The organism is Nocardia sp. CDC519 (assembly GCF_059509835.1).
Window position 1 is genome coordinate 1,981,470 of sequence record NZ_CM183377.1, and the last position, 21,944, is coordinate 2,003,413.

Annotated in this window: 9 protein-coding genes; 2 read left to right on the forward strand and 7 right to left on the reverse strand. The window is 70.3% G+C overall.

Annotated elements, in window-relative coordinates; genetic code table 11:
- Positions 1–27 precede the first annotated feature (27 nt).
- The 7 genes from AC5W7N_RS08850 to AC5W7N_RS08880 all read right to left on the reverse strand — a co-directional run bounded on the left by AC5W7N_RS08850 (position 28) and on the right by AC5W7N_RS08880 (position 18,537).
- Positions 28–849: an ABC transporter permease gene (locus tag AC5W7N_RS08850; protein ID WP_194992217.1), complete on the reverse strand. Its 822-nt coding sequence runs from the start codon at positions 847–849 to the stop codon at positions 28–30.
- Positions 846–1,664, reverse strand: coding sequence for an ABC transporter permease (locus tag AC5W7N_RS08855; protein ID WP_495923495.1), 819 nt, complete (start codon positions 1,662–1,664; stop codon positions 846–848). Before AC5W7N_RS08855 ends, AC5W7N_RS08850 begins: the two co-directional genes overlap by 4 nt.
- Positions 1,661–2,662 (reverse strand): ATP-binding cassette domain-containing protein, encoded by a 1,002-nt coding sequence (locus tag AC5W7N_RS08860; protein WP_163816189.1) that lies wholly within the window; start codon positions 2,660–2,662, stop codon positions 1,661–1,663. Before AC5W7N_RS08860 ends, AC5W7N_RS08855 begins: the two co-directional genes overlap by 4 nt.
- Positions 2,659–15,810: an amino acid adenylation domain-containing protein gene (locus AC5W7N_RS08865; RefSeq protein WP_495923496.1), complete on the reverse strand. Its 13,152-nt coding sequence runs from the start codon at positions 15,808–15,810 to the stop codon at positions 2,659–2,661. The genes AC5W7N_RS08860 and AC5W7N_RS08865 overlap by 4 nt, the downstream gene beginning before the upstream one ends.
- A 204-nt stretch (positions 15,811–16,014) precedes the next feature.
- Positions 16,015–16,473 carry an AMP-binding protein gene (locus tag AC5W7N_RS08870; RefSeq protein ID WP_195019785.1) on the reverse strand — a complete coding sequence of 153 codons (459 nt, stop codon included), beginning with the start codon at positions 16,471–16,473 and terminating at the stop codon, positions 16,015–16,017.
- 144 nt (positions 16,474–16,617) lie between these two features.
- The gene (locus AC5W7N_RS08875) at positions 16,618–17,679 is read right to left on the reverse strand and encodes an ABC transporter substrate-binding protein (RefSeq protein ID WP_495923497.1); all 1,062 of its coding nucleotides are present in this window, start codon (positions 17,677–17,679) and stop codon (positions 16,618–16,620) included.
- 54 nt (positions 17,680–17,733) lie between these two features.
- Positions 17,734–18,537 (reverse strand): VOC family protein, encoded by an 804-nt coding sequence (locus AC5W7N_RS08880; protein WP_195019784.1) that lies wholly within the window; start codon positions 18,535–18,537, stop codon positions 17,734–17,736.
- A 298-nt stretch (positions 18,538–18,835) separates the two neighbouring features.
- Here AC5W7N_RS08880 and ctaD point away from each other — a divergent pair, with 298 nt between their 5' ends.
- Positions 18,836–20,575 carry an aa3-type cytochrome oxidase subunit I gene (ctaD, locus tag AC5W7N_RS08885; RefSeq protein ID WP_138447082.1) on the forward strand — a complete coding sequence of 580 codons (1,740 nt, stop codon included), beginning with the start codon at positions 18,836–18,838 and terminating at the stop codon, positions 20,573–20,575.
- 150 nt (positions 20,576–20,725) lie between these two features.
- Positions 20,726–21,943, forward strand: a complete 1,218-nt coding sequence (gene serB, locus AC5W7N_RS08890) for a phosphoserine phosphatase SerB (protein WP_163816181.1) — start codon at positions 20,726–20,728, stop codon at positions 21,941–21,943.
- Position 21,944: the final 1 nt, after the last annotated feature.

Sequence of the window (21,944 nt, forward strand, 5' to 3'; positions counted from 1 at the left end):
CTGGGAGTCGGCTGTGAGCCGGGAGGGTCAGCGCCGGCTGGCCCGCCGGTACCCGATGGTGGCCGGTACCGCGAACAGCACGATCGCGGCGGCCGACCACAGCAGGGTCAGGGTGAGCGGCCGGGCCAGTTCGCCGCCCTTGGCGAGGGCGCGCATGGTGTCCACGGCGGTCGACATGGGCTGGTTGTGCACGATCGGTTGCAGCCACTGCGGGTAGGCGGCCAGCGGGACGAAGCCGGTGCTGAAGAACATCATCAGCGAGGTGAGGATCGTAATCGCCTCCACCAGGGTGGCTTTGGCGGTGTAGACCGCGACGGCGGTGACCACGGTGGCGAACGCCAGGCCGAACAGGGTGGGCACGAGCAGGAACGCGACCGTCGCGGCCAGACCCTGCTGGAAGCGGAAGCCGAGCAGGTAGCCGACGATGACCACGGTGACGGTGCCGGCGAAGATCCGGCAGCCCTCGGCGAGAATCCGCGAGGCCAGGCCCGACGCTCGATGCACCGGCAGTACCCAGAACCGCGCCAGCAGCCCGGCATCGCGTTCCCGTCCGAGCAGCACCCCGCCGGCGACCGCGCCCGAGAGCGCACCGACGACGGCGACCATCGGGACCGAACCGTAGAGCGCGTCCTGGCCGGTGAACTTCTGGATCTGCCCGCCCACCACGATGTCGAGCATGAGCAGCAGCAGGCAGGGGATGAGCAGGGTCTCCAGCAGGGTGATCGGGTTGCGCGCCCAGCGCAGCAGCAGCCGCTGGGTCTGGATGACGGTGTGCCGGATCAGCGCGGTAGCCGAGGTTTCCGGCGCGGTGCGCAGGTCGGCGGGGTCGGCGGCGGGCAGGGTCATCATCGCCTCCTGGCACTCAGCCGCACCGCCGCGGGCGCGCAGACCGCGAGGATGCCGAAGGCCCAGGCCAGCGGCGGCCCCATGAGCGACCACGACACGTCGCCGGCATTGCCGAGGGTGTCGCCGGCCAGCGCGCGCAAGGCGATGACGAACTGGGAGACCGGCTGGTTGCGCACGAACGGTTGCACCCACTCCGGGAATTGGGCCGCGGGTGCGAGTCCGGTGGACAGCATGCCGAGGATCAACGGCGGCAGCACCAGCGCCTGCGTGGTGGCCTCCGGGCTCTTCGACAGTGTGCCGATGACGTCGGCCGCCAGCGTCAACGCGATGCCAACGAGCAGCGCGAACAACAGGAACCCCAGTGTGTGCACGGCATCGAGGCGGAACCGGAACCCGATGACGTACCCGCAGACCAGCGCCGTGGTGAGCGCGATGACCAACCGGAAGACGTTGCCCGCCATCCGCGCGGCGACCGGAACGAACGGGTTGATCGGCATGGCGCCGAAGCGGCGGTTGAGTCCGGCGACAGCGTCGGTGGCCGACCGGAAGGCCGCCGAGATGGCGGTGAACGCGGCCGCCTGCAGGATCACGATCGGCATCATGAACTGGGCGTAGCTGCTGAAACCGGTGCCCGCGAACATCATCACGGTCTTCATCGGCAGATAGAAGCTCGCGGTGAAGGCCGCCGGTGCGAGGATCGAGGACAGGATCTCACCGGACCGCACCGACGGCACGATGAACCGGGCGGTGAGCACCCACCACTGCGCGGGGGTCACCTGCCGGGCCCGCGTGCCCGTCAACCAGACCGCGGCGGTCATGGCAGTGCCTGTGCCGCAGCGGGTTGCGGCTCGGCCTCGGACTCGGTGGCGGCGAGGTGGCCGGTGAGCTGGAGGAAGACGTCGTCGAGCGACGGGCGGCGCAGCGCGATATCGACCAGTTCGACCCCGGCCGCGTCCAGTCGCCGCAGCGCCTCCGCCAGCGTTTTCGCGCCATCGGGGGCGGGGATCGCGATGCGGTCGGATTCGGTGGTGAACATCGCCCGATTGCCCTGCGGCAGCAGCGAACCGAGCGCGTCGGCGATGGCCGGCAGATCGCCGAGATCCAGCGGCACGACCTCGCAATAGCTGCCACCGGTGCGGGCCTTGAGTTCGTCGGCGGTGCCCGCGGCGATCACCACGCCGTGATCGATGACGATGATCCGGTCGCTGAGCGCGTCGGCCTCTTCCAGGTACTGGGTGGTGAGCAGGGTGGTGATGCCCGCCTGCTGGAAGCCGCCGACCAGATCCCAGACGCCCTGTCTGCTGCGTGGATCGAGGCCGGTGGTCGGCTCGTCCAGGAACACCACCTCCGGGCGCACGACCAGCCCGCAGGCGATATCGATGCGGCGCCGCATACCGCCGGAATAGGTGCCGACCCGCCGTCCCGCCGCGGCGACCAGGTCGAAGGCGGCGATCAGTTCGTCGGCGCGGGCGCGGGCGGCGCGTTTGCGCAAACCCATCAGCCTGCCGAACATCACCAGGTTCTCGTAGCCGCTGAGCATGTCGTCGAGGGCGGCGTACTGGCCGGTCAGCATGATGGATCGGCGCACCGCGGCCGGGTCGGCGACCACATCGTGGCCGGCCACCACCGCGCGCCCGCGATCGGGCGGGATCAGCGTGGACAGGATGTTCACCGTCGTGGTCTTGCCCGCGCCGTTGGGGCCGAGGATGCCGAGCACCTCGCCGGGGGCGGCGTGGAAGTCGACGCCGCGCAGCGCGTGGACGGCGCCGAAGGATTTCTCGATGCCTTCGACGAGGACGCCGTGATCGGGACTCATTGCGGGCCTCCCAGATGGGTATCGAGCTCCTGCGCGATGATCGAGAGCGCGTAGGGGGTGGTCATTTCGTCGTGGGTGACGTCGACGTCGTGGTCGGTGATCGTCCCGCTCACATAGGGCCGCCAGCCCTCGGGCCCGAAGATGTCGGAGCTGTCGACGGTGGCGCTGAAATACACCAGGTCGCCGTCGTAGCGCGGCCGCTGGTAGCCGGTGCGGGTGCGGGCGGAGGCGTTGTAGGAGGCCGCCATGCGTTCGATGGTGTCGGCGTCGATGATCGAGACGCCGCCGAAGCGTTCCCGGATCAGTTCGGCCGCTTCTCGCGCGGTGGCCTCGGCGGGCACGTTGTCGATGCCGAACACGGCGCCGAAACTGTTGACGAAACCGCCGGGGGTGAGCCGCTCGATGCTGTCGCCGTCGATATCGGCGGTGTCGGCGTCCAGCAGCGCGACCACGCCCACCGTCGCGCCCTGCGCGCGCAGTTTCGCCGCCATGTTGTGGGCGATGAGTCCGCCGAAGGACCAGCCGAGCAGGTGGTAGGGCCCGTCGGGCTGAAGGGCACGGATTTCGCGGATATAGCGGTCGGCGAACTCGTCGATGGAGCGGGCCGAGGGTTCGCGACCGGACAGGTCGGGCGCTTGCAGGCCGTAGATCGGGCGGCCCGGCCGCAGCCGTTCGGCCAACCCGAGGTAACTCCAGGCCATGCCCGAGGAGGGGTGGACGCAGAACAGTGCCGGTTCGCTGCCGTCGGGGCGGATCGGCAGCAGCACGTCGAGGCCGAGTCCCGTTGCCGGGGCGGGTGTCTGCGGCGCGGCTTCGGTGCGCTGGGCCTCCGGTGACGCGGCGTAGGTGGCGAGGGCGGCGAGGGCTTCGATCCACAGGTCCGCCAATTCGGTGACGTCGGCGCCGTCCAGCAGGGTGCGCGGATAGCCGAATGTCGCGTGCAGCCGGTCGCCGATGACCACCGAATCCACTGCGAGCGCGGACATCAACGGGACATCGGGATGTTCGGGGGCGGGCAGTTCGCCGAGATCGTCGGTCGGTAGCCAGCCAAGACCCTCCAGGCCCGCCGGGATGTCGGCGGTGGAGTACCGGCCGAGATAGTTGAACGCGATCTGCCCGGGCAGTGCGCGCGGAAGCCGCTGCGCGGTCTCGGGATTCAGGTAGCGCAGCAGGCCGAATCCGATGCCCTTGTCCGGCACCGCGCGCAGCGTGCGTTCGACCGCGCGCACCGCGGCGCCCATCGCGTGGCCGCCGGTGAAGGCGTCGTCGACGTCGATACCGGTGAGCGCCAAGCGCACCGGGTAGAGGCTGGTGAACCAGCCGACCGTCCGCGACAGGTCGGCCCCTGGCACGACCTCCTCCTGCCGGCCGTGGCCTTCGAGCCGGATCAGCGCGGTGGATTCGGTGGTGCCGCGCCGGGCGCGCCAGCGCATCAGGGCCAGCGCGAGCGCGGCGAGCAGGCCGTCGTTGACGCCGCCGCCGGACAACCGTGGCAGGTTGCCGAGCAGGGCCGCGGTGACGTCGGCGGTGACCGTCACCTCGACCGTGCGCAGCGTGTCGGACAGGTCGATCGCCGGATCCAGTGCGCGGGGGCCGAGCAGCGGGTCGGGTCCGGCCACGACCGCGCGCCAGTAGTCGAGTTCGGCGATGCGGTGCTCGGTGTGGGCCTGCTCGGTCAGTGCGTGCGACCAGCGGCGCATGGAGGTGCCGGTCTCGGCGAGCACCGGCGCTGTCGCGGTGCTGACCTGCGCCCAGGCCGCGATCAGATCGGGCACCAGGATGCGCCAGGACACCGCGTCGACGGCGAGATGATGCAGCACCACGATCAACCGGCCCGATGCGGTCCTGGTGCCGGCCGCGCCGACCGGATCCAGCCACAGGAACTGCGCCAGGACCCCCTCGGCCGGGTCGAGCCGGTGCAGCGCCGAATCCAGTTCGGTGACCGCGAATTCGTGCAGCTCGACGGTATCGGCCACGGCGTCGAAGGTGATCCGGTGCAGGAGAGCCCCGACGTCGACCGCGCCAGGGGCCGCGACACTCCACCGCCAGTCCGTACCGTCGTGGCGCAGCCGCGAGCGCAGCATGTCGTGCCGGTCGACCACGGCGGTGAGGGTCGCGACCAGCTGCTCGCGGTCGATTCCCAAAGGCAGCTCGAGTACCGCCGTCTGGGCGAACCGGCCGAAATCACCGCCCCGCTCGATCATGTAGCGCACGATCGGGGTGAGCGGCAGGTCGCCGACGCCGCCGCCGGGTAGCTCCTCCAGCGTGACGGCGGGGCCTGCCGCGTCGGCGGCCGCGGCCAGCGCCGCGACGGTGCGGTGTTCGAAGACCTGTAGTGGCGTGCAGGCGATCCCGCGCAGTTTCGCCCGCGACACCAGCTGGATGGCCAGGATGCTGTCGCCGCCGAGGGCGAAGAAGGAATCGTCGGCGCCCACTCGTGGTCGGCCGAGCAGTTCGGCGAAGATCTCGGCGAGGGCCTGCTCGGTCGGGGTGCCCGGCGGCCGATAGGCGGTCTGCTCGGTGGCGAAGACCGGCGCCGGCAGCGCGTCGCGGTCCAGTTTGCCGACGGCGGTGCGCGGTATCTCCTCCAGCACGACGAACGCCGCGGGCACCATGTACGACGGCAGGATGTCGGCGGCGAACGCCTGCACCGCGGTCAGGTCGATCTCCGCGCCAGGTGCGCGCACCAGATAGGCCGCCAGTGCCGTGGATCCGGTGGGGCCGGGGACACCGAGGGTGACGGCGAAGTCGACGCCCTCGGCGCGTCCAAGCACCGCATCGATCTCGCCGAGCTCGACGCGCTGCCCGCGCACCTTGATCTGGAAGTCGGTGCGCCCCAGATATTCCAGCTCCACCGTGCCCGTGTTCGTGCGCACCCAGCGGGCCAGGTCACCGCTGCGATACAGGCGAGTGCCTGGCGCGCCGAACGGGTCGGCGACGAAGCGCGCGGCGGTGAGGCCGGGCCGGTTGTGGTAGCCGCGCGCCAACGCGGGGCCGGTCAGATACAGCTCGCCCGCGACGCCCACCGGGACCGGGCGCAGGTGATCGTCGAGCACCAGCACCGCCGCTCCGCGAATCGGTGCGCCGATGGTGACGGGCGAGTTCGGCAGCAGCGGCCGCGATGCCGTCGCCCAAATGGTGAATTCGGCGGGACCGTACAGGTTCAGCATGCGGCGATGGGGGCCGCTGCACCAGCGCTCGACCAGCTCGGCGCCCACCGCCTCGCCCGCCACCGCCAGCATCCGCACGCTCGACACCGCGTCGGCGTCGACGGTGGCCAGCGCCGACGGCGTGATCACCAGATGGCTGACCTGCTCGGCCTCGATCAGCTCGGCCAGCGGGCTGCCACCGTAGACCTCCGGCGGTGCGACGACCGCAGCCGCACCCGATCCGAACGCCATCAGCGCCTCGAAGATCGAGGCGTCGAAGCTCGGTGACGCTACCTGAAGGACACGGGCCTGCTCGTCGAGCCCGAGCAGCTCACCTTGTGCGGCAACGAGATCGGCCAGCCCACGGTGGGTGACGGTGACGCCCTTCGGGGTGCCGGTCGAGCCGGAGGTGTAGATCAGCCAGGCGGGCTGATCCGGGTGCGGCTCGGGGACCGGATGCGGTGACGAAGCCACAGCGGGCTCGCCGTCCAGGACTACCCAGTGCGTGCTGTCGGGCAGTGCGGGCCGATGGGCGGGGACCGTGACACCGAGCCGGGCACGGGAATCGCCCAGCATGTGCTCGATCCGGTCCACCGGATGCTTCGGATCGACCGGCAGGAACGCCGCGCCGGTCTTCGCGGTGGCCCACAGCGCGATGAGCAGCTGCGCTGATCGTGGCATGCCGAGGGCGACAACGGTTTCCGGTCCGGCGCCGGCCTCGATCAGTTGCGCGGCGAGCCGGTCGGAGTCGGTATCGAGGTCGCGATAGGTCCGCGTCCGCCCGTCGGCGATGATCGCGGGACGGTCCGGATACCGCTGAACCGAGCGGGCCAGGAGCTGCGCCAGCGTCGTGGTCCCCACGCTGCCGGGCCCGCGCACCGGAACCAGCTCGGCGCGCTCGGCGTCGTCGAGGAGATCGATCTCGGCCAGCGGCGCCCCGGGATCGGCGACGACGGCGGCGAGCAGCCGCACCCAGCGCCGGGCCAGCGTCGCGGCGGTGTCGGGTTCGAACAGGTCGGTGGCGTAGGTCAGCAGGCCCTGCACACCCTCCGGCCCGCCGGGGCCGAAGCGTTCGCGGAGGTCGAGGATGAGATCGAATTGCGCGCTGTCACGCTGGAAGTTCTGCACCTGCACCCGCAGACCGGGCAGTTCGAGCATCGGTTCGACGAAGTTCTGCAACGACAGCGAGACCTGGAAGATCGGATGATGCGCGGTCGAGCGCGGCGGGTCCAGGACCTGCACCAGCCGTTCGAACGGCACATCGGCCGCGGCGAACGCGTCCAGATCGCGTCCACGCACCGAGGCGAGGAATTCGGCGAAACTCAGCCGTTGATCTACTGGGGTGCGCAGGGCGAGCGTGTTGACGAACATGCCGACCAGCCGGTCCAGCGCTGCATCGCCGCGACCGGCCACGGGCGTGCCGATCACGATGTCGTCGGTGCTGCCGAGCCGGGCGAGCACGGCCGCCAGCGTCGCGTGCAACACCATGAACACGCTGGTCTCGGTGGTCGCGGCCAGTTCGGTGAGCCGGCGATGCAGCGCGGGATCGATGGTGAGCGGCACATCCGCACTGCGCATCGACTGCACCGCCGGACGCGGCCGGTCGGCGGGCAGATCGAGCACGTCGGGCGCGCCTGCCAGGGTTTCGGTCCAATACCGGATCTGCTGCGCGGCCAGGGATTCCGGATCGGATTCGTCGCCGAGTAGCTCACGGTGCCACAGCGCGAAGTCCGCGTACTGGACGGGCAGCGGCGCCTGCTCGGATTCGGTGACGGTCGTCGACGGCCCATCCACCGCCACGGAACGATGCCTGGCGTAGGCGGCCATCAGGTCGGTGGCCAGCGGCGCCATGGAGAACCCGTCGGCGCTGATGTGATGGACCACCAGGACCAGCACATGCTCCGGTTCGGCCGTGCCGATGAGGCGGAAGAGGCCGAGCCGCAGCGGGGGCTGCTCGGTGATGTCGAAACCGGCACCGGTCAGCTCCGCGATGCGGACCCGGAGTGCGGCACCGTCATCGGTATTGGTGATCTCGAGTGCCGGCGTGGCGACCTCGGCGCCGATCACCACCTGACGCGGCCCCTCGGCATCGGCGGGGTAGATCGTGCGCAGGCTCTCGTGGCGGCCCACCACATCGCCGAGTGCCCGGCGCAGCGCGGCGAGATCGAGGTCGCCGGTCAGGCGCAGCGCGACGGCGATGTTGTAGACCGCCGACGCCGGGTCCATCCGGTTCAGCACCCACATGCGCTGCTGGGCGGGCGAGAGCGGCACCCGGTCCGGGCGCACCCGGGGCGCGAGCACGAACCGGCCCCGCGCGCCGTCGATGGCGGGCACGATCCGGGCCGAGAGCTGGGCGACGGTCGGTGCGTCGAACAGGTCGCGCAGCGCGATGGTCGAGCCCAATGCCGCGTTGACCCGCGCCACCACCCTGGTCGCGCTGAGGGAATTGCCGCCCAGTTCGAAGAACGACTCGTCCGCACCGACCCGTTCGCTGCCGAGCACGTCGGCGAAGACCTCGGCGACGGCCTGCTCCACCGGTCCGCGCGGCGCGAGGTAGGGCCGCCGAGCCGCGGCGAAGTCCGGCACCGGCAGCGCGGCCCGATCCAGCTTGCCGACCGGCGTCAACGGGATCTCGTCCAGCACCACCAGATAGGCGGGCACCATGTATCCGGGAAGTTCAGCGGCGACGCGGGCGCGTAGCTGTTCCGGGTCGAGCGTCGCACCGGCGACGGGCAGCACATACGACACCAGCACCGTCGCCCCCGCCGGCCCGGCCCGGCCGATGGTGACGGCGTATTCGACGTCATCGACCGCCGACAGCACCGCGTCGATCTCACCGAGTTCGATGCGCAGACCACGGATCTTCACCTGGAAATCGCTGCGCCCCAGATACTCCAGCGCCAACGCGGAGTCGCCGTCGCGCACCCACCGCACCATGTCCCCGGTGCGGTACATCCGCTCGCCCGCGTTACCCGAGGGGTAGGCGACGAATCGCCCCGCCGTCAAGGCGGGCCGGTTGAAGTAGCCGCGGGCCAGCGCCGGGCCCGCCAGATACAGCTCGCCCGCGACACCGACCGGCACCGGACGCAACCAGGTATCGAGCACCAGCGCCGACGCGCCACGAATCGGGCCGCCGATGGTGATCGGCGCACCCGCGGTGAGTTCGGCCGGACCGGTGGCCCACACACTGAACTCGGTGGGGCCGTACACGTTCACCATGCGCCTGCCCGGTGCCCAGCGCGCGATCAGCTCGGGGGTCGCGGCCTCACCGGCGACGGCGAGTACCCGCAGTTCCGACAGGTCCGTCGGTTCCATGGTGGCCAGCGCCGAGGGCGTGATCACGGCATGGGTGACGCGCCGAGTGCGCAGCAAACGCTGGAGTTCGCTGCCGCCGTACACCTCCGGCGGCGCGACCACCAGCCGCGCGCCCGCGCTGTGCGCCATCACCAGCTCCGACACCGACGCGTCGAAACTCGGTGAGGCCACCTGCAATACCGCCGCGGAGGCATCGATGCCAAGGGTTTCGCGTTTGCCCGCGGCGAGATTGGCGATCCCGCGATGGCTCACCAGCACGGCCTTGGGTTTGCCGGTGGAGCCGGAGGTGTAGATCAGATACGCGGTCTGGTCCAGATCGATCGGGCCGCCGCGCTCGGCGTCGGTGATCGGGTGCGCCGAGACGGTCATGGCGCGGCGCATGGTGGGCAGGTCGTCGAGCAGCAGCCAGTCGATGGTGCCGGGCAAGCTCTCGCCGATCTCGGTGACCGTCACGCCGATGGGGGCCTTCGAATCGGTGAGCATGTGCTCGATCCGTTCCACCGGATGACTCGGATCCAGCGGCACGAACGCCGCGCCCGTCTTGGCCAGCGCCCACACCGCCACCACCGATTCCAGCGAGCGGGTCAGGGCCAGCACCACGAACACCTCGCGGCCGACGCCGCGCCGCAGCAGCACCCGGGCGAACCGGTTCGACCAGGCATCGAGATCGCCGTAGGTCATGGTGAGTTCGCCGGCGTCCACCGCGAGGGCGGCGCGGTCGAGGCGGGCGCCGTCGGCGAGGATGTCGGGCAGCGGTCGCTGCGGCGCCGACGGCGGCCCCTGCACCGGCGCGAGTGCGGCGAGTTCGACGTCGTCGCAGTACCGCAGCCGGGCCACCGGGCGCCCGGGATCGTCGGCGAGCTGCACCAGCAGCCGGACGAAACGATCCAGCAGCGGGCCCGCCTGGCTCGCGTCGAAGTGGTCGGCGAGGTATTTCAGCGTGATCCGCAGCGAATCGCGGCCGTCGAGCCCGCGCAGTGGAATCACCATGAGATTCAGCGGATACGGCGTGGCATCGGTGCCCGCCACATCGAGCACCCGCATCCCGGCGATGTCGAGGGCCTGCGACAGCGCTTCCCGATCGATCGGATACGACTCGAACACCGCGAGCGTGTCGAACAGTTCCGGCAGTCCGACGGCCTGATGGATGGCGGCGAGCCCGACATGCTGATGATCGAGCAACCGCGCCTGCTCGGCCTGCACCCGCGCGAGCAGGTCCGCCACCGATTCGCCCGGCGCGAACCGCACCCGCACCGGCAGGGTGTTGATGAACAGCCCGACCATGTCCTCGACGCCGGCCAGTTCGGGCGGCCTGCCCGACACGGTGCCGCCGAACACCACGTCGGTGCGTCCGGTGAGCATGGCGAGCAGCATGGCCCACGCCGCCTGCACCATCGTGTTGACCGTCGCCCCGCAGTCGCGGGCCGCCGATTCGAGCCGGGCGAGGGTCGTCGCGGTGAGCTCGGCGGAGACCTCGGCGGTCTGCGGGGATTCGATATCGGCCAGCGATGCGACCACCCGGGTGGGTGTGTCGACACCCGCGAGATACCGCGACCACGCCTGGACCGAGGCGTCCTGATCCTGTTCGGCCAGCCAGGCCAGGAATTCCCGGTAGGACCGGGCGGGCGCGAACGCGGTGGTGTCACCCGAGGTGACGTAGAGGGTGAGCAGTTCGCGCACCAGCAGCGGCGTGGACCAGCCGTCCAGCACCAGATGATGGTTGGTCATGATCAGCCGGTAGGTGTCCGGTCGGAGGTGGATGAGGGTGAACCGCAGCAGCGGCGGATGGGTGAGATCGAAGCGGGTGTTCGCGTCCAGGGCGATCAGCCGGTGCAGTTCCCGATCACGTTCGGCCTCGCCGGTCGCGGTGAGATCGATCTCCTGCCAGCCGACCTCGGCTGCCCCGAGCACCAATTGACGTGGGCCGTCCTCGGTTTCGGTGAACGCCACCCGTAGGTTCTCGTGCCGGTCGACCAGCGCCTGCGCGGCGCTGCGCAGCCGGTCCGCGTCGACGGCGCCGGCGAGGGTGAGCAGCGACTGCACCGTGTAGCCGTCGGCGGTGTCGGAGTCGTAGCGGGCGTGGAAGAGCAGGCCGTACTGCAAGGGCGAGAGCGGCCACACGTCCACCAGGTCGGGGTAGCGCTGCTCCCAGTCGTCGATCTGGGCCTGGGTGAGCGGGACGAGGTCGAAGTCCGACGGCGACCGTCCACCGGCGCCCGCGTGGCCCGCATGCGTGACCAGCGCTCGCAGGGCCGCGCTCCACAGCTCGGCGAGCTCGGCCACGTCGTCGGCGTCGAGCAGGTGGCCCGCATAGTCCCAGGTCACCTCCAGCCCGCCGTCGGTAAGCACGGCATTGATATCGATCACGGCGGGCAGCGGTGCGCCATCGTCCTGGGTGGCGGCGAAGCGGCGCGGCAGCCACGCGCCGGAGGTGGCGGTGCCCGCCCGGCCGAGGTAGTTGAATCCGAGCTGCGGCTGCGGTGTCTCGGCCAGGGCCGCGGCGGTTTCGGCGTCGAGGTGACGCAGCATGCCGTAGCCGACGCCCTTGTCCGGGACCGCGCGCAACTGTTCCTTGGTCGCTTTCACCGCGGCGCCCGCGGCGGCGCCACCGGCGAACGCGTCGTCGAGGTCGATGCCGGCCAGGTCGATCGCGACCGGGTACACGCTGGTGAACCAGCCGACGGTGCGCGCCACATCGGCGCCGGGCAGGATCTCCTCGGCCCGGCCGTGCCCTTCGAGGGTGATCAGCGCGCCGGTGCGGGTTCGCCAGCGGCACAGCGCCATCGTCAGTGCGGCGAGCAACACATCGTCGGCGCCGCAGTGGAATCGATCGGGCACGGTGGTCACCGCGGTATCGGCGATCTCGGCCGGGATCACCGTCTGATGGCGGCCCATGGTGGCGACCACGTCGACCGCGGGATCGAGGGCGCGGCGGCCGAACGCGGGATCCTCGGTCGACAGGATGCGTTGCCACACCGGCAGTTCGGCCGCGCGGGTCGCGACCTGCTCGGTCTGCGCCCGCGCCCAGCGCCGGAACGACGTGCCTACCGGCGCGAGCTCGCCGCCCGCGGCCGCGACGGCCAGATCGGGCAGCAGGATGCGCCACGAGATTCCGTCGGTGACCAGATGATGCAGCACCAGCCAGCACAGCGGTTCGGCGTCGCCGTGCTCGATGATGACGAAGCGGGCCACCACTCCGGCTTCGGGATCGAGCCGGTCGGCGGCGTCCTGGAGTGCGCGCTCACAGGTGGTTTCGGGGTCGGGCCCAGCCTCGATGACGTCGATCAGCGCGTCGACCTCGACCGAACCCGGCCCGGCGACAACCCATTCCCACGCCTCGCCGACCGGTCGTAACGTCGATCGCAGCACATCGTGGTGGTCGATGACGGTCCGCAGCGCGGCACGCAACCGGTCCCGGGTGAACCCGTCCGGCAGCCCGATCAGCACGGCTTGCGCGAACCGATGCCATGGGCGCCCGTGCTCCACCATCGCCCACACGATCGGCGTGAGGTCCACCGGACCCACCCCACCGCCGGGCAACTCGCGCACCTGCTCCGCCGACACCTCGGTAGCGACAGCGGCCAACGCGGCCACCGTCTTTCGCTCGAACACATCGCGCGCGCTGAACCCCAGTCCGGCCGCCTTGGCCCGCGACACCAGCTGGATCGAGACGATGCTGTCGCCGCCGAGCGCGAAGAAACTGTCGTCGACGCCCACCGCGTCCAGGCCGAGGACCTCGGCGAACAGGGCGGCGAGCGTGTGCTCGGCTGGAGTGGACGGCGCCCGCCCGGTGGTCGGCGCCGGAGCGAAATCCGGTGCGGGCAGTGCCTTACGGTCCACCTTGCCCAGCGGGGTGAGCGGCACCTGGTCGAGCATCATGATCGCCGAGGGCACCATGTAGGCGGGCAGGCTCCGGCCCAGCGCCGCACGCAGAGCCTCCGGATGGACGTCGCCGGCGGCCAGCACATACGACACCAGAGCTGTTGACCCCGCAGGGGTCTCGGTCCCGAGGGTCAACGCGAACTCCACCCCCGGTTGCCGCTGCAGCGCATCGTCGATCTCGCCGAGCTCGATCCGGAAGCCGCGGATCTTGACCTGGAAGTCGCTGCGGCCCTGGTATTCCAGCTCGTGCCGCCCGTGCGCGGCGATCCAGCGCACCAGATCGCCGGTGCGATACATCCGCGCGCCGGGGGAGTACGGGTCGGCGACGAACCTGCTCGCCGTCAGCCCGGTACGCCGGTGGTAGCCGCGCGCCACCCCTGGACCCGCGAGATACAGCTCGCCGACGGCGCCGGGCGCCACCGGGCGCAACCACGCATCCAGCACCACCGCACAGACCGCACGGGCCGGGCCACCGATGGTCACCGGGGCGCCGGGCGTCATCGGCGCGGTGAGGGTGGCGGTGACGGTGGTCTCGGTCGGTCCGTAGCCATTGATGAGCGCGCGGCCCGCCCAGGTGGTCACCAGTTCCGGCGGGCAGGCGTCACCGCCGACGACCACCGTCCGCAGCCGCGGCAGCGACGCCGGATCCAGCGATCCCACCACCGTCGGCGTCACATTGAGATGGGTGACCTCGAAGGTGCGCAGCACCTCGGCCAGCTCCTCGCCCGCGAACGCGGCGGGCGGCACCACCACCAGCGTGGCCCCCGCGGTGTAAGCGATGAGGATCTCCTCGACCGAGATGTCGAAGCTGGGCGAGACGGCATGTGCGACAACAGCGTCGGCGTCGACGCCGAAGCTCGCGCCGGAGCCGGCCGCCAGATCGGCGAGACCACGATGGGTGACCAGCACGCCTTTGGGCAGACCGGTGGAACCGGAGGTGTAGATGATGTAGGCGACCTGATCCAGACGCACGGGCGCGCGTCGGTCGGCGTCGTGAACCGGCCCCGGATCCCGCGCGGCCACCGATTCGGCGGTGGCGAGATCGTCGAGCACCAGCCACTCCACGTGCTCCGGCAAGGTCTCGCGCGCGTCGGCCACCGTGACGCCCGCGACCACACCGCTGTCGTCGAGCATGTGCTCGATACGGTCCAGCGGATACGTGGGATCGATCGGCACGAACGCCGCGCCGGTCTTCGCGATCGCGAACATCGCCAGCACCGATTCCACCGAACGCGGGATGGCCGTGGCGACACCGCGTTCGGGCCCGGCCCCGGCCGTGATCAGCACCCGGGCCAGCCGGTTGGTGTACTCGTCGACCTCGCGGTAGGTCAGCCGCGCCGCACCGCCCACCAGCGCGACGGCCTCCGGGTCGCGCACCGCGGCGAGCAGTTCGGGCAGCGTCCGCTCGGCGCCACCGGCAGGGCCGTGCGCAGGCACCAGCTCACCCCGCTCGGCGTGGGTCAGCGCCACGATGCCTGCCAGCGGGGCGTCGACCCCCGCGGCCAGGAATCGGTGCAGGAACAGCAGGAACCGTTCGTGGTGTGCTGCCAGTTCGGTATCGCTGTAGAGATTGGCGTTGGCCTGGAAATCGATGTGGGTGCTCTCCCCGCCGATGCCCGGATACAGGTTGACGAACAGATCGTCGATCAGCCCGGAGGTGAGCACATGCAGCCGGCCGACGACCGAGCCGAGCGTGATCCTGGTGTCGGCCATCATCAGATTCACCGTCGGACCGAAGGAAGCGGCCTCGTCCATGGACCAGCCAAGATCGCGGACGATGTCCTCCTGCCGGTAGCGCTGTCGCCGCAGCGCACCGGTCAGCTCGCCCTGCGCGGCCAGGATCGTCGCACCCACCGTCATCGTCGGCGACAGCGTCAGCCGCAGCGGGACCACATTGGCGATCATCCCGCCCGAACGCCGCAGCGTCGCGGTGATCCGCGCCGACACCGGCAGGCTCAGCACCACCTCGCCGGCGCCGGTCATCGCCGACAGGTAGGCGGCGAACGCGGCCACCACCGTCGGCGCCATCCCGGAACCGGCCGCCTCGGCCACCTCGTCCAGTAGGGCCGCGGTCTCGGCGGGCAGCGCGCCCGCGACGCGGGCCGGATGCGCCTCGACCTCGGCGGTGCGCCCGGCCAGATTCACCGGATCGGCCATTCCGGCCAGATGGTCACGCCAGTACTCACGGTCGGCGGCGAACCGGTCGGAGCTGCGATAGGCCAGATCGGCGTCGACGATGCGGCGCAGATCCTCGGCCTTGCACGGCGGCGCCTGCCTGCCCTCGGCGGCCGCGTTGTACAGCTCGGCGGTGCGCTGCACCATGGCCAGCGCGCCCATGCCGTCGAGCACGATGTGGTGGATGCGCGAATACCAGAACCAGCGCTCATCGCTCAGCCGCAGCATCGCCATCCGCACCAGCCGATCCCGGGTCAGCTCCAGGGGCGCGGAATATTCGGCGCGCATCCAGGCGTGTGCCGCGGCCTCCGGGTCCGGCTCCGCGCGCAGGTCCAGTTCGCGGATGCTGTCGTCCAGCGTGGGATCGACGACCTGGAACGGATGGCCGTCGACCTCGATCAGTCGCAGATACCCGGTGCCGAACTCGCGCCCGGCCTGCCGGGCGGCCGCTGCCAGGGCTTGCGCGTCGATCGGCCCGGCCAGCTCGATGTACTGGGCGATCGAGATCGGAGTGTCGCCCGCGACGTGCTGGGCGAACCAGATACCGCGCTGGGCCGCAGAGAGCGGGAACGCGCCCGCCGGGAGAGCGGGTGCGGAGTCGGTGGGTGCGGAGGATAGCTGTGTCATGGAAGTCCTACGTTCCGACCGCGCTGTAGCCGACCGAGGCATTCGCCCCCGAGCTACCCCGGTGGTGGTAGTACTCGCCGCGCAGCAACAACACGGCAAGTCCAGTGTGAACCGGCGCGCGCCGCGCCGGGGGCGTATCGGCCACACTGCGCGCCCGCGATTTTCCGGGCCGGGCCGCGCCGCGCGACGAGCAGAAAACGCCGATCAGGCCGAGCGTGCGGTGACCGCGAAATCCGCCTCGGTCAGCGGGCCGTCCGAGCCGGCCAGGTAGCGCCGCAACGTCGACCGGTCATCGAGCACCAGCCAGCTGATCCGATCGTCGAGCTGCGGACGTTCCTGCTTGGTGGTGACACCGATGCCGGTGCCGAAGGCGGTGGATTCGCCCTCGTGCATCGTCATCGGGATCGCGCCGATCTTGACGACGGCGCGTTCGGCGACCACGGCCTCCACCGGCTCGTCGACGGCGATCGCCACGCGGATCCCCGGGCCCGCGCCGATCTCGAGCAGCAGCCTGGCCAGTCGGTTCGACCAGCTGTCCAGCTCGGCATAGGACAGCGAGACATCCGCGGCGTCCAGCACGACCGCCTGCGGGTCGACGGCGGCGGGCCGGGCCGTCGGCAGCACGGTGACGTTGCCGGTGTGCGATTCGACTGGAGTGTGCATGGTGTCCCCTCGGAGGAATGGAAGGCGCTGTTGGTTGTCTTCCACTCTCGCCGTCACGGGGCCGCGGCCCCAGCACCCCAAGGCGCGGGCTCACACCCTCTCAGGGTGGTGGTTTGCCCACCCAGGGTGGCCCCGGCCGGGGAATCAGTCGTTGACGTAGGCGTTGAGGGTGTTGCGCAGATCGGTGAGCACGGCGCGGGCCGCGGTCAGGCCCTTGGTGTGCCAGATGGTGTCGTCCACCGCGAACACCCGCCGGTCGGTGGCGGCGCCGAGCGCCTTCCACTCATCCGAACGCAGCACCGTCTCGCCGTGTTCGCGGCCTTCGGGGCCGGCGAACATGACGTAGATCAGATCGCCTTCCACCGGCGTCAGCTCGGATTCGTCGACGTCGAACGAGCCCGCGCGCTGGGCGGTCGGACGATGGGCGCCGAGGGCCGCGAGCACCTGCGCGGGCATGGTCTCGTTGCCGAGCACCCTGGTGCCGTCGCCGGTGAAGCGGACGAGGGAGGCCTGAGTGAGGTTGGCGGCCACGGCGTTTCCGGCGTCTGCCGCCTCGGTGCGGAAGTTCGCCAGCGCCGTCTCCGCCGCCGCGGACCGTCCCATTGCCGCGGCGAGGGTGGTGAACTGGTGCTGCCAGTCGCCCGTGTCACCGATCAGCACCGTCGGCGCGATCCCCGACAGCGCACCGAAATCGGCGCCGGCCGCGGGCAGGTCACCGATGATGAGATCGGGGTGCAGGGCCGCGATCAGGGCGGGGTCCGGCGCGGCGACGGTGCCGACGCCGGGGATCTCGGAGATGCCGGTGCCCAGGTAGCTCGGCTGCGGGCGCGGGCCATCGACGGTGGCGGCGCCGACCACCCGCTCCCACAGGCCCACCGCACACACCGCGTCCAGCGCCGCGGTGCTGAGCACCACGATGCGCTGCGGGTCGGCGGGCACCTCGGTGACGCCGAACGGGTGGGTGACGGTGCGGGTGGCGCCGGCGGCCGGATCGGGCGCGGTGGGCAGGCTGCACGCGCGCGCGGTATCGCGCTCTAGCCCCACCACACCCGCACCGGCGATATTGGTGGTGGTGCGGATGATCGAGGCCGAATCATCGGCGGGCGTCGCGCAACCCGCGCCGAGCATCGCGGCGCAGCCGACGACGACGGCACCCATGATCGTGCGGATTCGGGTGCGTGCATGACCCATCGCGCTCACCGGCATGCCGGTGAGGGTACATGCGCGCACCCTCGATCCGCAGGTGAGGTCGGCCGGTGCTCAGCCCTTGTCGCCGCCGAGGCTGAATCGCGCACCGTTCGGGTCGACGAGGGTGGCCAGCCGCCCGTACGGGGTGTCCTCGGCGGGCGCGGTCACCGTCGCACCCAGCCGCACCGCTTTTGCGACGGTGGCGTCGACGTCGTCGGCGCCGAAATACACCGACCATCCGCCCGGTGACCCCTCCGGCAGGAAACTCGAACCGTCCATCACGCCACCGAGCATGGGGCTGGTGGAATGCAGCGTGCTGTAGCGGAACTCCGGGGTGTCGGAGATCGGGAACAGGTCGTCCCAGCCGAAGACGGTCCGATAGAACTCGACCGAGCCGGCGAAATCGCGGGTGGTGAGTTCGAACCAGGACGGGGCGCCGTGATGATCGCTCCACTGCCCGCCCTCGACCAGCCCGGCGGTCTCGAAACCGCCGAAGGTGCCCGCCTGCCAGATGCCGACCCCCGCGCCGCGGGAATCGCCGAGGACCGCCATCGAGCCGAGATCGCCGACCGCCATCGGCGCCACCACGATCTGCCCGCCGCGCGCGACGGCGGCCGTCGCGGTCGCCTCGGCGTCCTCGACGGCCAGGTAGACCGTCCACTGATCCGGGCTGTCGGGATCATCGGGCATTCGGCCCATCCCGCCGCCGACGGCCTTACCGTCGGTGCGGAAGGTGAGATAGCCGCCGAAATCGTCATCGCGTTCGGCGGTCCAGCCGAACAGTTCCCCGTAGAAGGCGATCGTGCGATCGGGGTCGGAGCTGTAGACATCGACCCAGCAGGGATCGCCGGGCCGGTGCGCTGCGTTCTGTGCCATCTGCGCTCTCCTCGGTGTTCGCACCGCCGCCGGGATCAGCGGCGATGTCCATCGATAGAGACGGCGCGGTCGAGCCGGACTCATCGGTCCGCGCCGCGCCGACACACCGGGCCAGGGCAGCGGAAACGGGTGTCGAGGGGCCGCGAATACGACACAGAGTAGGACCCGCTCGGTCGCCTGCGGCAGCACGGTTTACGATTCGAAGAGCGCAAGCTAACCGTCGTGTGCCCGGGCGCCACCGGACACATGCTGACAGTGGAGCCTGCGGAGCGACCTAAAGGCACCTTCAGGAGGATCAGTGACTGCCGTAGAGCCCCAGCCAGTCCCTCAATTAGAAGCGACTAGGCCTTTTCCGGCGCGGACCGGTCCCAAGGGGTCGTTCATCTACAAGATGGTCACCACGACCGACCCGAAGGTCCTCGGCGTCATGTACCTGACGACCTCGATGGTCTTCTTCCTCATCGGCGGCCTGATGGCGCTGATGATGCGTGGCGAGCTGGCGCGCCCGGGTCTGCAGTTCCTCTCGCCCGAGCAGTTCAACCAGCTGTTCACCATGCACGGCACGATCATGCTGCTGTTCTATGCGACCGCGATCGTGTTCGGCTTCGCCAACATCATCCTGCCGCTGCAGATCGGCGCCCCCGACGTCGCCTTCCCGCGACTGAACGCCTTCAGCTACTGGCTGTACGCGTTCGGCGCCACCATGGCGACCGCGGGCTTCATCACCCCCGGCGGCGCGGCCGACTTCGGCTGGACGGCCTACGTCCCGCTGACCGACATCCTGCACTCCCCGGGCGTCGGCACCGACCTGTGGATCCTGGGCCTCGCGGTCTCGGGTCTCGGCACCATCCTCGGTGGTGTCAACATGCTCACCACCGTGGTCTGCCTGCGTGCGCCCGGTATGACCATGTTCCGGATGCCGATCTTCACCTGGAACATCGCCGTCACCAGCGTCCTGGTCCTGCTCGCCTTCCCGCTGCTGACCGCCGCCCTGTTCGGCCTGGCCTACGACCGCCACCTGGGTGGCCACATCTACGACCCGGCCACCGGCGGCATCCTGCTCTACCAGCACCTGTTCTGGTTCTTCGGCCACCCCGAGGTGTACATCATCGCGCTGCCGTTCTTCGGCATCGTCTCCGAGATCTTCCCGGTCTTCAGCCGTAAGCCGATCTTCGGTTACACCACCCTGGTCTACGCCACCCTCGGCATCGCCGCCCTGTCCATCGCGGTGTGGGCGCACCACATGTACGCCACCGGCGCGGTGCTGCTGCCGTACTTCTCGTTCATGACCTTCCTGATCGCGGTCCCGACCGGTGTGAAGTTCTTCAACTGGATCGGCACCATGTGGAAGGGGCAGCTGACCTTCGAATCGCCGATGCTGTTCTCCATCGGCTTCATCGTCACCTTCCTCTTCGGTGGTCTGTCCGGTGTCATCCTGGCCAGCCCGCCGCTGGACTTCCACGTCACCGACTCCTACTTCGTGGTCGCGCACTTCCACTACGTGCTCTTCGGCACCATCGTGTTCGCCACCTACGCCGGCATCTACTTCTGGTTCCCCAAGATGACCGGCCGCATGATGGACGAGCGGCTGGCCAAGTGGCACTTCTGGACCACCTTCATCGGCTTCCACACCACCTTCCTGGTGCAGCACTGGCTGGGTGCGGAGGGCATGCCGCGTCGTTACGCCGACTACCTGCCCAGCGACGGCTTCACCACGCTGAACACGGTCTCCACCATCGGCGCGTTCGTGCTGGGCGCCTCGATGCTGCCGTTCCTGTGGAACGTCTTCAAGAGCTACCGTTACGGCGAGGTCGTCACCGTGGACGATCCGTGGGGCTACGGCAACTCGCTGGAGTGGGCCACCACCTGCCCGCCGCCGCGGCACAACTTCTACGAGCTGCCGCGGATCCGGTCCGAGCGTCCGGCCTTCGAGCTGCACTACCCGCACATGGTCGAGCGGATGCGGGCCGAGGCCCACGTCGGCTGGGGTTCGGGCAAGCATGCCACCGAGGTGCATGAAGGCGCCCTGACCAAGTAGCGGAAGACAGCATTCGACGATGAGTGTGCACTCGCCGGGGTGACCAGCGGGTGCATGCGCAGCAGACAATTCGTAGTTGCGGCGTCGGCGGCCCCCCGGGGTATCCGTTGTACGCCGCTTCTGCGTTTCACACAGACTGGAGCGCAGGTTTTGGCAGACACCACAGTTCTCGTCACCGTCACCGGTCCCGACCGGCCGGGCGTGACGTCGGTGCTACTCACGGCGATGTCGCGCCATCAGGTCAGCCTGCTGGATGTGGAGCAGGTCGTCATCCGGGGCCGTCTGACCCTCGGGGTGCTGGTGACCTGCCCGAACGATCCCGAAGAACTGCAGGACGAGCTCGAAGAGGCGATGAACACCGTCGGCATGCACGTCGACGTCGACATCGATGCCGAGCCTGCCCGCGCGCCGGTGCCCACCCATGCTGTGGTGATCCTCGGCGCACCCGTCACCGCCCGTGCCTTCAGCGCCGTCTCCCGTCAGCTCGCCGCGCTCGGCGCCAATATCGATGCCATCCGCGGTGTCGCCGACTACCCGGTGACCGGTATGGAGCTGATGGTCAGCGCCACCGACCCCGGCGAGGACACCGATTCCCGGCTGCGCACCGCACTGGCCGACGTCGCGGTGGCCGAGCAGGTCGACGTGGCGGTGGAGCGGGCCGGACTGGCGCGCCGGGCCAAGCGGCTCATCGTCTTCGACGTCGACTCCACGCTGATCCAGGGCGAGGTGATCGAGATGCTGGCCGCGCACGCCGGCGTCGAGGACGAGGTCCGCCGGGTCACCGAATCGGCCATGCGCGGCGAGATCGATTTCGGTGAATCGCTGCGCCAGCGGGTGGCGACCCTCGAGGGGCTGGACGAGTCGGTGATCGAGGAGGTCGCCGAACGGATCGAGCTCACCCCCGGTGCCCGCACCACCATCCGCACCCTGCGCAGGCTCGGCTTCCGCTGCGGGGTGGTCTCCGGCGGTTTCCGCCAGGTGATCGAACCGCTGGCGCACGATCTGGAATTGGATTTCGTGCAGGCCAACACGCTCGAGATCGTCGACGGCAAGCTCACCGGACGGGTGGTCGGCGATATCGTCGACCGGGCCGCCAAGGCCACCGCCCTGCGCAAATTCGCCGCCGAGGCCGGGGTGCCGATGGAGCAGACCGTCGCGGTAGGCGACGGCGCCAACGACATCGACATGCTCAACGCCGCCGGACTCGGTGTCGCCTTCAACGCCAAGCCGGCGTTGCGCGAGATCGCCGACGCCGCGCTGTCGCACCCCTACCTGGATGCGGTGCTGTTCATCCTCGGCGTCACCAGGGACGAGGTGGAGGCGGCCGACGCCATGGACGGACTGCTGCGCCGGGTACCGCTGGGCTGAG